This window comes from Bradyrhizobium sp. BRP23 (genome assembly GCF_020194135.1).
In the GTDB taxonomy this organism is placed as follows: Bacteria; Pseudomonadota; Alphaproteobacteria; order Rhizobiales; family Xanthobacteraceae; genus Bradyrhizobium; species Bradyrhizobium yuanmingense.
This window is the reverse complement of the sequence record NZ_JADYVW010000002.1, coordinates 232,423-244,786: the sequence shown is the minus strand read 5'-3', so window position 1 is coordinate 244,786 and position 12,364 is coordinate 232,423. Positions and strand designations below refer to the sequence as shown.

Sequence of the window (12,364 nt, the reverse complement as noted above, 5' to 3'; positions counted from 1 at the left end):
TGACGGTATACTGCGTCAACGACCTTGTTTTTTAACAGCTATTTCGCCTCACTCGCAGACGTCGACTTGGCGGTAGCGCCATCCCGACGGGGTCATGACGCGCTTGCGCACGACGTAGCAGCCGCCATAACCGTCGTTGTAGCCGACGCCATAATAGGTGGGGCCGCCGTAATACGGGTAGCCGTAGCCGTAATAACCGCCGTAGTAGCCGGCGCCGGCGAGACCCACCCCGATCCCGATCCCTGGCCAGAAGCCGCCGCCATGCCAATGACGGTGCCCCCAGCCATGGAAGCCGCCACCATGGAAACCACCGCCGTGAAAACCTCCACCACGTCCGAAACCGCCGCCCGCCTCGGCCTTTTGGGGCGCCGACAGCCCGACCGCCACCACGGCCAGCGCCGTCATCATCATCCTGCGTAACATCACTCGATCCTCCGCGTGGAGGTTGCTCCACGCTTCAAAGCAGGACCAAGCTACCGTCAGTCGGTCATTCGTGACAGCCACACTGTCTCACTTCCGCGCGAGCATCGGCAGCCCGCGGCAGATGCGAGCTGCCGCCGGCCGCTATGCCGCCGCTGCCGGCCGTTCGGTCCGATCCTCGACCATGGTCACGAACATGTGGGACTCCTCACCGGCGCCCCCCACCTGGATGCGGCGGGCGCAGATGACGCGGCGCCCGCGGACGGGATTATCGATGGTATCGATAATCGGCTCGAGCTGCTGCCGCTGTGCGAGCAACTGCTGGTCGCGCCGCTCGATCAATTCGGCAGCCTCCACGGAGAACAATTCCCGCGCCGTCTTGCCGATGATCTCGCCGCGCGACATGCCGATCATCTTCTCGGCAGCCTTGTTGACAAAGACGTAGCGCAGATTGCGCGCGTCCTTGGCGATGATGCCCTCGGCCACGTTCTCGATGATAGTGGCGAGAAAGCGCTCCATCCGTTCGAGAATGCGTTCGCGGTGGCGCTGTTCCGTGACGTCCTCCTGCACCGACACCCAGCCGCCGCCGTCCATCGGGCGCTCGTAGATCTTGATGATGCGGCCGTCGTTCAGCGCGATCTCGTACGACGTCGGCTGGCGTTTGGCGATGCGGTCGAGCACCGCCGCGACGTATTTCGTGACGTCGCCGCTGAACAATCCGCTCTCGACCCTGTGCTGGAGGATCTCCTCGAGACTCGACCCGGTCTGGATCGTCTCAGGCAGATTGTAGATCCTGCGGTAATTGGCGTTCATCGCGACCACATTGGCCTTGCCGTCGAGCATGATCAGCCCCTGCGGCATGTTGTTGATCGCTGCCGAAAGCTGCCACTTCTTGGCCTGGTACTTGTCGTTGAACTTGTCGCGCTCGGTCATCGCCGCGTCGCGCGCCTGCGCAGTGCCGAGCTCGAGCTCCTCGAGCTCGAAGATGCGCGCCACCGCGTCACGGAAATTCTGCACCGCGCGCGCAAGGCGCCCGATCTCGTCGTGACGGCGCAGATGCGGCACCTCGCTCTTGACGTCGCCCTGCGCGATCCGGTCGGTCGCCTGCGTGATATCGGCGAGCGCGCCGATCACCGAGTTCCGCATGACGACGACGTTCAACGCCGCGAGCATCAGCGCCACGAGCCCCAGCGCGAACAGATAGGCGGCCGCGTAGCGGTGGCTGTCGGCGAGTTCGTCCGCCTCGCGGGCGCGCTGTTCGTAGATGCGCTCGAGCGCTTCGAGATCGCTGTTGAGCTTGCTGCGCAGGGTGCGATTGGCGTCGTTGTCGCCCCACTCGCGGGCCGCGGCCGGGCTGATCTCGACGCCGCGGCGCACCAGCTCCTGGCGGAAGTCGATGAATTGCTGGATGCGCTGGCGGAAGGAAGAGAACAGCTCGGCGTCGTCGTCGCCCACCGTGCGCTCCATGCTCTTCACGGCCTCGGCGAGCTCGCGGTTGCGCCGCACCAGCCCGTCCGCGAACTGCTTCATCGCGGCACGATCGGCGGACATGTAGATGCCGCGCGATTCCATCACGACGGCGTAGATCAGGGCGTTGATGCGCCCGACGCCGACCGCCGCGTCGGCGGAGGTGGCATGCAGGTGGCGATACGTCGTCTGCAGGCGCACTGACTGGACCGACATCACCAGCAGGAAAGTGGTGACGATCGCGAGAAAGGCGGCGATGCTGTAGACCTTCTCCGCAACGGTCAGCGTGTCGGCGCCGCGCACGAAACGGACCAATTTCTTCAAGAATTTGGTTCCGGCACTGAAGCCGGATTCCAGCGCCGCAGCTCCCATGGCGCCGCTCCTCCTGGTTGAAAACGCTGGATGATAAGCGTGATCGCGCTAGCAGAGGATTAAAGCACCAACCTGTATTCTTACGGTATCGAGCCGTGGCCCGGCTGGGGCGAAGCGCGGCCGGGCGGGCCGGTCAGCCGATCCGCTTCAGGCCCTGCTTGAAGCGCGGACCGTTGGCCACGTAGAACCGGGCCGCGCTCCCCATCTTCTGCACCTGGGCGTCGTCGAGGGTGCGGATCACGCGCGCGGGCGAGCCGATGATCAGCGAGCGCTCGGGGAACTCCTTGCCCTCGGTGATGACGGAGCCGGCACCGACGATGCTGTTGCGGCCGATCTTTGCCCCGTTCATCACGATCGAGCCCATGCCGATCAGCGCGCCCTCCTCGATGGTGCAGCCGTGCAGGATGACGTTGTGGCCGACCGTGCAATTCCTGCTGATGACAAGCGGAAAGCCGAGATCGGTGTGGCAGGTCGAGCCGTCCTGCACATTGGCGCCCTCGCCGACCTCGATCCACTCATTGTCGCCGCGCAGCACCGCGCCGAACCAGACGCTCGCGCCCGGCTTCAAGCGCACCCGGCCGATCACGGTCGCGGTCTCGGCGATGAAATAATTGCCGTCGGCGGGAAGGTCGGGCGCCTGCCCGTCGAGCTCGTAGATGGCCATTGGCTGTCTCCTGTCGCGTTGACGATTGGCATAGCCAAACAGCAGCCGCGACGCAAAGGGCCGGCCGCGCTCGAGGCACTTCGGATCAGACCAGAAGGCCGGCGGCGCGCAGCGTCATCAGGAAGAAGGTGCCGCTCATCATGCTCCAAAAGGCGGCGATGACGGTTGCCATCATCACGAATTCCATGCGGCGGCTTTCCACCCGCACGCCGCGCAGCGTGTTGCGCATGATGATGAAGGGCGCGGCGAACACCAGGAAGGGAACTGCCGCGAAGGTTTTCGGGGCCACGCCGTCCTGCAGCAGGCCGAAGCCGGCGGGCCGCTGTGCCAGCGCCTGGTATCCGTTCACGAGCGCGCCCGCGAGCGCGAAACCGATGCCGATCGAGAAGAAGGTGTTGAGAGCTTCAGGTGTCATCGGAAGTGCTCCGCCCTTACACAACGCGCGTGCCTTCCTGTGACAAACAGAGCCCGTTAACGCTACATTATCCTTAAGGAAAGGTTAACGCGGCCGGCCGTCCCATGCAGGGGCCGTCCCCGCTCCAAGCGGCCGGGAACGCTGCGCGAAAGCGCCGTCGCATGGCATATTCGCCGCTGATTCGTCGGCCATCGGCCGACCTCCGGTCGACCTCGCACAATTCATGGCATTGTTCTCGGCAGCTCCCCTCAGGTCCCCCCGCACGCGCACCCGGGCGCATGTCGTGCCGATCGTGCTCGGCGGCGCGGCGGCGGTCGCAGCTGTCGCGCTCGTCGCCTATCTGCTGTGGCCGACCTGGGGCAGCCGGGGCGCGAACGCGCCGGACAAGCTGCCGGTGAGCGTCGGCGGCACGTTGTTCAACCTGCCGGTGACCGCGATCCGGATGAAGATCCAGCGGCACTCGGGGCCGCAGGAGCGCATCGATCTCGACTTCCTCTATCCCTCGCTGGAGCCGCCCGGCGCGCCCAAGCACGTCACCTCCGACACGGCGGAAGCGGCGCTGCAGTCGATCGACCGCATCTTCCTGTCGATCGCGGCCCATCACGATGCGCTCTCGCCCGAGCAGCGCACGGCCACGATCTATCCGCGCTATCTCGACCCGGCCGCGGCAAGCCCAGCGGACGGCCTGACGATGCGCATGTTCCGCACCGACACGCCCTACGGCAACGAGGACCTCTATTCGGCCGCAAGCCCCGCGCTGACCGCGCGCTGCACGCGCGATGCAGCGACGCCGGGCATGTGCCTCGCCGAGCGCCGCGTCGGCGGCGCCGACCTCACCTTCCGCTTTCCACGGAGCTGGCTGTCGCAGTGGCGCGAGGTGGCCGAGGCGATGGAGAGGCTGACCGCGCAGCTGCGCGGGCCGCGGGGCTAAGGGCGGTCGGCTTACTGTCGGCTGGAGCCTCCAAACCAAAAAATCGAAAACAACCCCATGCACAGTAGCCAAGCGTTGGCAGCATCGAGTCTTTTCGTTTTTTTCGAATAATGATTGACCCATCGGGCCAAAACAGGGCATGATGGCCGTGATGCCTGGCACGGGGTTGCCCGGATGGCGCATGGATGTGTGACTGATATCACTGAGCATAGATTGCGATTGGCCATGCTGCGAATAATCTGACGCTATTGCATTCGGGGGCTGGAATGCGGCTTCGGCTGTTTGTTTTGTTGATGTTTGCGATCTGCGTGGGAGCGGGCCCGGCGCTGGCTGAGAAGCGCGTCGCGCTGGTGATGGGCAACTCGGCCTACAAGAACGTGGCGCGGCTGGCGAACCCGGCGAACGATGCCACCCTGGTCGGCGGCATGTTCAGGAAGGCCGGGTTCGATACCGTCGACATCAAGCTCGACCTCAACGGTTCGGAGATGCGCCGGGCGCTGCGTGACTTCGGCGGCAAGGCGCGGGATGCTGGGGTCGCGGTGGTTTATTACGCCGGTCATGGCATCGAACTGGATGGTGTCAACTATCTGATCCCGACCGACGCGACGCTGGAGACCGACAGCGACGTGCTGGACGAAACGATCGCGCTGGACCGCGCGCTGTTCGCGGTCGAACCTGCAAAGCAGCTGCGCCTGATCATCCTCGATGCATGTCGCGACAACCCGTTTGCCAAGACGATGAAGCGTACCATCGCCTCGCGTGCCATCGGCCGCGGCCTCGCCAAGGTCGAGCCAACCAGCCCGAATACGATGATCGCGTTCGCGGCGAAAGCGGGCTCGACGGCGTCCGACGGCGACTCCAAGAATAGCCCGTTCGCGGCGGCTCTCGTCGAACGTCTGCCGACGCCCGGGCTCGATCTGCGCAAGGCGTTCGGCTTCGTGCGCGACGACGTGCTCAAGAATACCGGCTACAAGCAGGAACCTTTTGTGTACGGCTCGCTCGGCGGCGATGATGTGCCGCTGGTTGCGGTCAAGCCAGTCGTCACCGGCCCGCAAGCCAACCCCGACAGTGAAATCCGGCGGGACTACGAACTGGCGCTCCAGCTGGGCACGCGTGACGGATGGACGGCCTTCCTCAACCGCTTTCCGAGCGGCTTCTATTCGGATCTCGCCAAGGGCCAGCTGAACAAGATCGCCGCCGAAGAGACCCGCGCCGCGGCTGCGGAGAAGGCCAGGCAGGCCGAGGAGGAGAAGGCCCGACTGGCATCCGACCGCGCCAAGAAGGCCGAGCAGGAGAAAGCAGCGGCGGCCGCGAAGGCCGCTGAGGACGCCAAGGCAGCAGCGGAGAAAGCCAAGCAGATCGAGGAAGCCAAAGCCGCCGCCGCCGAGCAGCGCAGGAAGGACGCCGAAGCCGCTGTCGCCAAGACGCTGGCCGACAAGGAGGCTGCCGAAAAGGCGTTGGCCGAGAAGATTGCAAATGACAAGGCAGCTGCTGAGCTCGCTGCAAGGCAAGCAAATGACAAGGCGCAGGGCGAGCAGAAGGTCGCCGCGGTTACCCCAACTCAGTCGCCGCCCTCTCTCTCGCCGCAGGAGACCGCCAAGCTTGTGCAGTCGGAGCTCCGTCGCGTCGGTTGTCTGGCCGCCGCCGCCGATGGCGACTGGAATGCGTCATCACTGCGCTCACTGACGCTGTTCAATCAATATGCGGGAACGAAGCTCGACCCCAAGCTCGCGAGCTTCGACGCGCTGGACATAATAAAGTCCAAGCCAGGCCGTGTCTGTCCGCTGGTCTGCAATCGCGGCTTCAAGGCGGACGGCGATACTTGCGTGAAGATCACCTGCCGCGCCGGCTATCGCGTCAACGACGACAATGGGTGCGAGAAGGTGCAGGACAAGAAGCCGGTCGCGACCCGCGAGGATGCCAACAAGCGAGACGCCGAACGGAAGCAGGTTGAATCCAGGCCTGCGAAGCCTCAGACGAGTGGGCAGATAGTTTGCGGCGTGGGAATTGGTGGTTGTCGCCCTGTTCGCCCCGGCTGTCGGCTTGAGCAAAAGAATTCAACCAACGTCGAAGTCTGCAATTGAGCACGTAAAGCTCGTCAGGGTGTGCTCAAGCAATGCTGGCACTGCTATGCTGCGCTTGCAATGACGGCCGTTTGGCTTCTGGGTCCCGGCTCGGCCCTGCAACGCTGACGGCGCTGCAGGGCGTCCGGGATACGAGAGAATGCTACGCGAGGCGAAGATCCGCTTCCATCGCGATGACGACGTCGAAAACTATTCCTGATCCACCAAATCGTCCTCGAGGATCGCCATCTGGAATTGGAACGAGCGATCGTCGTCCTCGTCGTCGACGAAGAGCACGCCGATGAATTCCTCGCCGATATAGACCTCGGCGGAATCGTCCTTCTTCGGCCGCGGCACGACGCGGATCTTGGGATTGCCGAATACGCGCTTCAGATACGCATCTAACTTTCTGACTTCTTTGACGTCCACGGCAAGTCTCCGATCGAAAATGGTCGGCGGGTTTTAGGACGAGATGCGGCGAACCGCCAGCACGAATTGTCAAAGAATTTGGCGAGGAAAAGGGCCGGAAAAATCCGGCCCTTCGCAGCATCAAGGGCCCGCTCAGAGCCCCATCGCGTTGATCATCTGATCCATGGTGCGCGACGGCTCGGCGCAGCCGGCTTCGCCGACGATCTTGGCCGGAACGCCTGCGACCGTGACGTTGTGCGGCACCGGCTTGACCACGACCGAACCGGCGGCGATGCGCGCGCAATGGCCGATCTCGATGTTGCCGAGAATTTTTGCGCCGGCGCCGATCAGGACGCCGTGGCGGATCTTGGGGTGACGATCCTCGTTCTCCTTGCCGGTACCGCCGAGCGTGACGCCGTGCAGGATCGAGACATCGTCTTCGATCACAGCCGTCTCGCCGCAGACGAAGCCGGTGGCGTGGTCGAGGAAGATGCCGCGGCCGATGCGCGCGGCGGGATTGATGTCGGTCTGGAACACCGCCGAGGATCGGCTCTGAAGGTAATAGGCGAAATCCTTGCGGCCCCTCAGATAGAGCCAGTGCGCGAGGCGATGGGTCTGGATGGCATGAAAGCCCTTGAAGTAGAGCAAGGGATCGATGAAGCGCGAGGTCGCGGGATCGCGGTCGTAAACGGCAACGAGGTCGGCGCGGAAGGCGTTGCCGAGATCGGGGTCGTCGCGCAGCGCCTCGATATAGGCCTGGCGCACGAGGTCGCCCGACAGCGCGGAATGATCGAGCCGGTCGGCGACGCGGTGGACCACCGAGTCCTCCAGCCGGCCGTGATGCAGCACCGCCGAATAGATGAAGGTCGCAAGCTCCGGCTCGCGGCGGACGATGTCCTCCGCTTCGCTGCGGATCCGGTCCCAGATCGGATCGAGCGATGCGAGCTTTCCTCCCGGATTGACCTGATGCACTGCCATGGGATCTGCTCTTTCGAATTGGCTGATTTTGTTGGCTCTATAGCACAGTCTAGGCGACAAAGTCCTGACGGGCTTGCCTGAGAGTGAACAGTGCCCTGCCTCGGAGATCAAGCCAAACCATTGATAAACAAGACTTTCTTCTGACGCCCCGAGCGGCAAGGTCGGCTCAAGGTGGTCAGAGTTTCGCCAAATTCAAGCCGGGCGGCGTCAAACTATTGGTGAATTCGCCTCCAACCGTTATTGCGGGCATGATCCGAGCGGGGGCAGAGCCGATTTGACCATCACCACCGATCAACTGCGCGCGCGCGCCGCGGGCTCTTTTTGGCTGCGGCTGGCCGCAATGGCCCTGCCCCTCCTGATGATCGCGCCGGCGGTCTGGAACGGCTATCCGCTGTTGCAATGGGATACCGGCGGCTATCTCGCCCGCTGGTACGAGGGCTATCTCGTCCCCAGCCGCTCCACGGTGTTCGGCCTCTATTTGCACTATGGCGAGGGTTTCGGCTTCTGGATCAACCTCGCCGCCCAGTCGCTGGCGACGCTATGGCTGCTGCAGCTCACTCTTCGCGTGTTGAGTTTGATGCAGACCTTCCGCTTCGTCGCAATCAGCCTCTTCCTGATGCTGTCGACCGCGCTGCCCTGGCTTGCGAGCATGCTGCTCACCGACATCTTTGCCGGGCTCGCGGTGCTGTCGCTGTTCCTCCTGGTGGTCGGCGCAAACCGCACCTCGGCGATCGAGAAGATCTCGCTGTTTGTCTTCACCGCCTTTGCCGCGGCGACCCACAGCGCCACGCTCGGCGTGCTGCTCGGACTGTGCGCCGCGGGCTGGATGGCGCGGCCGTTTCTGGGCGCGCGCCTGCCGCTGGCCGGACTACTGCAGGCGAGCCTCACCATCGTCGCGGGCGGCTTGATGCTGGTGTCGGCGAATTATGCGCTGTCCGGCAAGCTGGCCTGGACGCCCGGCGGCTACGGCGTCGCCTTCGGCCGCATGATGCAGGACGGCATCGTTGCGCAATATCTCAACGACCGTTGCCCGCGCGAACGTTACAAGCTCTGTCCCTACCGCAACGAGCTCCCGGCGAGCGCCGACGAATTCCTGTGGGGCAAGAGCGTGTTCAACACGCTCGGCCGTTTCGCAGGCATGAATGAGGAGATGGGCACCATCGTCGTGCAGTCGCTGAAGGATTATCCGGCCTGGCAGGCAGGCGCGGCACTCCGCGCGATGGGACAGCAATTGCTGCACGTGGCGACCGGCGAAGGCACCAACGGCTGGATCCCGCACACCCGCGGCATCATCGAGCGCTACATCCCCGCGCAGGCCGCAGCCATGCGCGCGGCGCGGCAGCAGAACTGGGGTGTCAATTTCGATGTCGTGAACTGGCTGCATGTGCCGGTCGCGCTGGCCTCGATGCTGGCGCTGCTCGCGCTGCTCGGCCATGCGCTGGCGAGCGGCCGGCTGGACGACCTGACGCTGCTGGCGGCAACCGTGACGCTGGCGCTGCTCGGCAACGCCTTCATCTGCGGCGTGATCTCAGGGCCGCACGACCGCTATGGCGCGCGCATGGTGTGGGTGGCGACGTTCGTGGTGCTGATGGCCGCGGCGCGGCGGCTGGGCGAGGACGGCAAAGCAGAATGAGATCGGGGTGAAGCCTCATCGCTCCCAATCTCCTGAGGGAGTGGACGATGTGTACACATTTGCACAGTTTAATGCGGCAGCCGTCTCGTCAGGTAGGCTGTTCGCATGGACCGAGAATTCCGCCGCCTCGAACATGCCGCCCGCGAGCAAGCAGCACTGTCGGCTGACGGGCGTACCAAGGCTGCGCTGCTAGAGATCGCCGAAGAATACCGTTTGCGCGCCGACTACCTCGAAGCTCAAAAGCGCAGCCCTGCTGATTAAGTTGCAATATCGCTTGCTTGGCACTCTGATGGCATTGACTGCCAAGCCGTTGAGGAACAGTGTGTTCCATCACCGCCCGGTCCGTGGCTTCAATCGGTGACAGAGAGACCGGTTGTGCTCCCGCCCTACTCCAACAGGGAGCAGCGTCATGCCGATTCTACGGCTGATTGCGAATGTCGATCTCACCCGCGAACAGGAACATGTTCTTGAACTCGCCTTCAACCATGCCTTGCGCAAGCTCGACCTGGTGGATCGAAGCGATCCGTTCTGTGATCTTCTCGCCAAGAGGATGATCGACATTCACATGCGCGGCGTGACTGACGCTGTCGCTCTGGCCGAAATCACCGTCCGGGAAATCAGAGCACCGAAACAATAGGGCCCGAGATCGGTGACGCCGTTGAGCGACGGCGCCCTGGCACTGTCGCCATAGTTTCACATCGCCTTGGCGAGCGCGAACAGCCGGAAATCCTCAAGCGCCGCGTGCCGATGGGGCGCCACTTCGCGCCTGTAAGTCTCGGTGTCGACGATCGAGCGGAAGGTGGCAAAGTCACCGTACTCATTGAGCGCCGCTTCGTCCCAGCGTTCGCCCGGCGAGCCGACGAGGCTCGCGAGGATCGGCCCGGAAAACATCGGCGCGATCGGCTTGCCGGCTGCAAGACGCCGGAATGCCGGCCTGTAGCGTTCATGAAAGGCTTCGCGGCCCGAGCAGGGCGCGGCGTCGAAGCCATCCTCGTAACGCGCCAGCGCGCGGTAGCGCAGCAGATTGAGCATATAAACCGGCTGGCCGGATGGAATCGCCCGCTCGGCGGCGTCGAGGGCTTGCAGCGTGATTTCGATAGGGTTCATCGGACGTCCCGCGTTTTCAGCGCCGCAGAATGCGTGCTGACGCTCCCTGCTTAGCCGTTCGAGGCCGGCGCTTGTAGTGACTGCACAGCCATGATTATGTGGACTTCATGTCCACAACGACTTTGCCTCCCGACCTTTCGCGCCTCCTCGCCTTCGTCCGCGTCGTCGAGGCAGGCTCCTTCGCCGAAGCCGCGCGGCGGGCGGGGACGACCACATCGGCGATGTCCAAGGCGGTCGCCCGCTTCGAACAGGCTCACGGATTGCGGCTTTTGCATCGCTCCACCCATTCGTTGGCGCTGACCGAAGAGGGCGACCGGCTGATGTCGGCGGGACGCGCGTTGGCCGAAAGCCTCGCCCGTGTCCAATCCGCGCTCGGCGAAGTCGCGCGCGACGATGGCGGACGGGTGCGCGTGACTGCCCCCGCCTCGTTCGCGCGCGCCTGCATCCTGCCACGGCTGCCCGCGTTCCTGCGGGAACGGCCGGAAATCGAGATCGAGGTCAAATTCCGCAACGAGATTCTCGATCTCGCGGCGGAAGGCGTCGACATCGCGATCCGCACAGGGCCGCTCGATCGCGCGCCCGGTCATCAGGCGCGGCGGCTTTGCACCTTCTCCTGGATCGCTTGCGCCTCGCCTGCCTATCTGAAAGCGCGCGGCGCGCCGGCCACTCCCTTCGAGCTTTCCGCGCACGAGCACGTCGGCTTCCGCAATCCCGCGAGCGGTCAGATCCTGACCTGGCGCTTCGCCGACCTGCGCGGCAAAGGCCCCATTCGCATCACCCCCAAGCCCAAGCACATTTGCGACGACGCGCACGCTTCGCTCGCCTTGATCGCGAATGGGTTCGGGATCGGCTGGGGGCCAGCGTGGCTCGTTGGCGAAGACCTTCGCGCCGGCCGGCTGGTCGAAGTGCTGGCGCCCTGGCGCGCGCCTGGGGAACCGCTTTGGATGCTGCGCACCTCGGGCCGCCGCCCGCCTCTGCGCACGCAGCGCGTCATGTCGTTCCTCAACACGCTTCCCACCGCGTTCAGCGACAAGGCAGCGTGAAGCAGCGGTCGTCACCGACATTGAGGCGCCAAGAGACTCAGCTAAAGGTCCTAGGGCTTAGCAAGCGAAGACCCCTTTTGGCCCGTTGCCGCCTCAGCCGCGGCGTGACAGGAAATCGAGCACGCCGGTCTTGTAAACCTTGTCGCCGACTGCACGCATGTGGTCGCGATTGGGAATATCGAGCACTTCGGAACCCGGTATGATCGCGCCGAGCGCGCTGGCGCTTCCTGCGACATCGTCGGCGCTGCCGACCGCGATCAGCACCGGCACCTCGATGCGCGCGGCCTCTTGCCTCGTCATGAGATCGCGCGTGCCGCGCAGGCACGCGGCGAGTGCACGGCGGTCGGAGCGGGTCTGGTCGGCGAACGCGCGGAAGGTGCGGCCGACGGGATCGGTGACGTCGTCGAGCGCGGGCGCCTCCAGCGCTTTGGCGACGTTCTCGCCGGGGCCGCTGCCCTCGATCAGGCCGCCGATGCCGATGCCGCCGAGGATCGCCGAGCGCAGGCGCTGCGGCTCGTTGAGGGAGAGCCAGGCCGTCATCCGCCCGCCCATCGAATAGCCCATGATGTCGGCCTGCGGGATGGCGAGGTGATCCATCAGTGCGAGCACGTCGCCGGCCATTACGGGTATAGAATATTGCGCGGGCTCGTAGAGCTTTGCGCTCTCGCCATGGCCGCGATTGTCGAGCGCGATGACGCGGCGTCCGTTCTTGCGCAGCTCCGACACCCAGGTCGGATAGACCCAGTTCACGTTCTTGCTGGAGGCAAAGCCGTGCACCAGGATGATCGGATCGCCCTCGCCTTCGTCGAGATAGGCAATTTCAACGGCGCCGTTGTGAAAGCTCGGCATCAGCAGTTCCGTGG

At 64.5% G+C, this 12,364-nt stretch carries 14 protein-coding genes; 6 read left to right on the top strand and 8 right to left on the bottom strand.

Annotation, left to right across the window (positions count from 1 at the left end):
• Window positions 1–48 precede the first annotated feature (48 nt).
• The 4 genes from I6F24_RS05460 to I6F24_RS05445 all read right to left on the bottom strand — a co-directional run bounded on the left by I6F24_RS05460 (window position 49) and on the right by I6F24_RS05445 (window position 3,338).
• Window positions 49–423: a hypothetical protein gene (locus tag I6F24_RS05460; protein ID WP_225151320.1), complete on the bottom strand. Its 375-nt coding sequence runs from the start codon at window positions 421–423 to the stop codon at window positions 49–51.
• A 141-nt stretch (window positions 424–564) separates the two neighbouring features.
• Window positions 565–2,259, bottom strand: coding sequence for a PAS-domain containing protein (locus I6F24_RS05455; protein WP_225124830.1), 1,695 nt, complete (start codon window positions 2,257–2,259; stop codon window positions 565–567).
• Between the two features lie 133 nt (window positions 2,260–2,392).
• Complete coding sequence (locus I6F24_RS05450; RefSeq protein ID WP_225124829.1) at window positions 2,393–2,923, bottom strand: gamma carbonic anhydrase family protein; 531 nt, start codon at window positions 2,921–2,923, stop codon at window positions 2,393–2,395.
• A gap of 85 nt (window positions 2,924–3,008) precedes the next feature.
• Entirely contained in the window at window positions 3,009–3,338 is a 330-nt protein-coding gene (locus I6F24_RS05445) for a hypothetical protein (RefSeq protein ID WP_036015295.1), read from the bottom strand.
• A gap of 223 nt (window positions 3,339–3,561) precedes the next feature.
• On the opposite strand from I6F24_RS05445, the gene I6F24_RS05440 reads away from it, so the two are divergent.
• Window positions 3,562–4,269 (top strand): hypothetical protein, encoded by a 708-nt coding sequence (locus tag I6F24_RS05440; RefSeq protein ID WP_109143293.1) that lies wholly within the window; start codon window positions 3,562–3,564, stop codon window positions 4,267–4,269.
• A gap of 266 nt (window positions 4,270–4,535) precedes the next feature.
• Complete coding sequence (locus I6F24_RS05435) at window positions 4,536–6,353, top strand: caspase family protein (RefSeq protein WP_225151317.1); 1,818 nt, start codon at window positions 4,536–4,538, stop codon at window positions 6,351–6,353.
• A gap of 189 nt (window positions 6,354–6,542) precedes the next feature.
• On the opposite strand, the gene I6F24_RS05430 is transcribed toward I6F24_RS05435, so the two are convergent.
• Together I6F24_RS05430 and cysE are read right to left on the bottom strand one after the other, a co-directional pair.
• Window positions 6,543–6,761, bottom strand: a complete 219-nt coding sequence (locus tag I6F24_RS05430; protein WP_007602550.1) for a DUF3126 family protein — start codon at window positions 6,759–6,761, stop codon at window positions 6,543–6,545.
• A 132-nt stretch (window positions 6,762–6,893) separates the two neighbouring features.
• Window positions 6,894–7,718, bottom strand: a complete 825-nt coding sequence (gene cysE, locus I6F24_RS05425) for a serine O-acetyltransferase (RefSeq protein WP_036015299.1) — start codon at window positions 7,716–7,718, stop codon at window positions 6,894–6,896.
• 274 nt (window positions 7,719–7,992) lie between these two features.
• Between cysE and I6F24_RS05420 the strand changes: the two genes are divergently transcribed.
• The 3 genes from I6F24_RS05420 (at window position 7,993) to I6F24_RS05410 (ending at window position 9,988) form a co-directional block, all read left to right on the top strand.
• Window positions 7,993–9,351, top strand: a complete 1,359-nt coding sequence (locus tag I6F24_RS05420) for a hypothetical protein (protein WP_225151315.1) — start codon at window positions 7,993–7,995, stop codon at window positions 9,349–9,351.
• Window positions 9,352–9,456: 105 nt separating this feature from the next.
• The gene (locus I6F24_RS05415) at window positions 9,457–9,612 is read left to right on the top strand and encodes a hypothetical protein (protein ID WP_156447197.1); all 156 of its coding nucleotides are present in this window, start codon (window positions 9,457–9,459) and stop codon (window positions 9,610–9,612) included.
• Window positions 9,613–9,760: 148 nt separating this feature from the next.
• Complete coding sequence (locus I6F24_RS05410) at window positions 9,761–9,988, top strand: hypothetical protein (RefSeq protein ID WP_225151314.1); 228 nt, start codon at window positions 9,761–9,763, stop codon at window positions 9,986–9,988.
• Window positions 9,989–10,044: 56 nt separating this feature from the next.
• Here I6F24_RS05410 and I6F24_RS05405 read toward each other — a convergent pair whose 3' ends face one another.
• On the bottom strand, window positions 10,045–10,458 hold the full coding sequence (locus I6F24_RS05405) for a hypothetical protein (RefSeq protein WP_225151312.1): 414 nt from the start codon (window positions 10,456–10,458) through the stop codon (window positions 10,045–10,047).
• Between the two features lie 107 nt (window positions 10,459–10,565).
• Between I6F24_RS05405 and I6F24_RS05400 the strand changes: the two genes are divergently transcribed.
• Complete coding sequence (locus I6F24_RS05400; RefSeq protein ID WP_225151310.1) at window positions 10,566–11,501, top strand: LysR family transcriptional regulator; 936 nt, start codon at window positions 10,566–10,568, stop codon at window positions 11,499–11,501.
• A 93-nt stretch (window positions 11,502–11,594) separates the two neighbouring features.
• Here I6F24_RS05400 and I6F24_RS05395 read toward each other — a convergent pair whose 3' ends face one another.
• A complete protein-coding gene (locus tag I6F24_RS05395; protein WP_036015305.1) occupies window positions 11,595–12,350 on the bottom strand; it encodes an alpha/beta hydrolase in 756 nt (251 codons plus the stop codon).
• Window positions 12,351–12,364: the final 14 nt, after the last annotated feature.

Coding starts and splice junctions, on each gene's coding strand:
- I6F24_RS05460 (WP_225151320.1), bottom strand. CDS start 423: ATGTTACGCAGGATGATGATGACGGCGCTGGCCGTGGTGGCGGTCGGG.
- I6F24_RS05455 (WP_225124830.1), bottom strand. CDS start 2,259: ATGGGAGCTGCGGCGCTGGAATCCGGCTTCAGTGCCGGAACCAAATTC.
- I6F24_RS05450 (WP_225124829.1), bottom strand. CDS start 2,923: ATGGCCATCTACGAGCTCGACGGGCAGGCGCCCGACCTTCCCGCCGAC.
- I6F24_RS05445 (WP_036015295.1), bottom strand. CDS start 3,338: ATGACACCTGAAGCTCTCAACACCTTCTTCTCGATCGGCATCGGTTTC.
- I6F24_RS05440 (WP_109143293.1), top strand. CDS start 3,562: ATGGCATTGTTCTCGGCAGCTCCCCTCAGGTCCCCCCGCACGCGCACC.
- I6F24_RS05435 (WP_225151317.1), top strand. CDS start 4,536: ATGCGGCTTCGGCTGTTTGTTTTGTTGATGTTTGCGATCTGCGTGGGA.
- cysE (WP_036015299.1), bottom strand. CDS start 7,718: ATGGCAGTGCATCAGGTCAATCCGGGAGGAAAGCTCGCATCGCTCGAT.
- I6F24_RS05415 (WP_156447197.1), top strand. CDS start 9,457: ATGGACCGAGAATTCCGCCGCCTCGAACATGCCGCCCGCGAGCAAGCA.
- I6F24_RS05410 (WP_225151314.1), top strand. CDS start 9,761: ATGCCGATTCTACGGCTGATTGCGAATGTCGATCTCACCCGCGAACAG.
- I6F24_RS05405 (WP_225151312.1), bottom strand. CDS start 10,458: ATGAACCCTATCGAAATCACGCTGCAAGCCCTCGACGCCGCCGAGCGG.
- I6F24_RS05400 (WP_225151310.1), top strand. CDS start 10,566: ATGTCCACAACGACTTTGCCTCCCGACCTTTCGCGCCTCCTCGCCTTC.
- I6F24_RS05395 (WP_036015305.1), bottom strand. CDS start 12,350: ATGCCGAGCTTTCACAACGGCGCCGTTGAAATTGCCTATCTCGACGAA.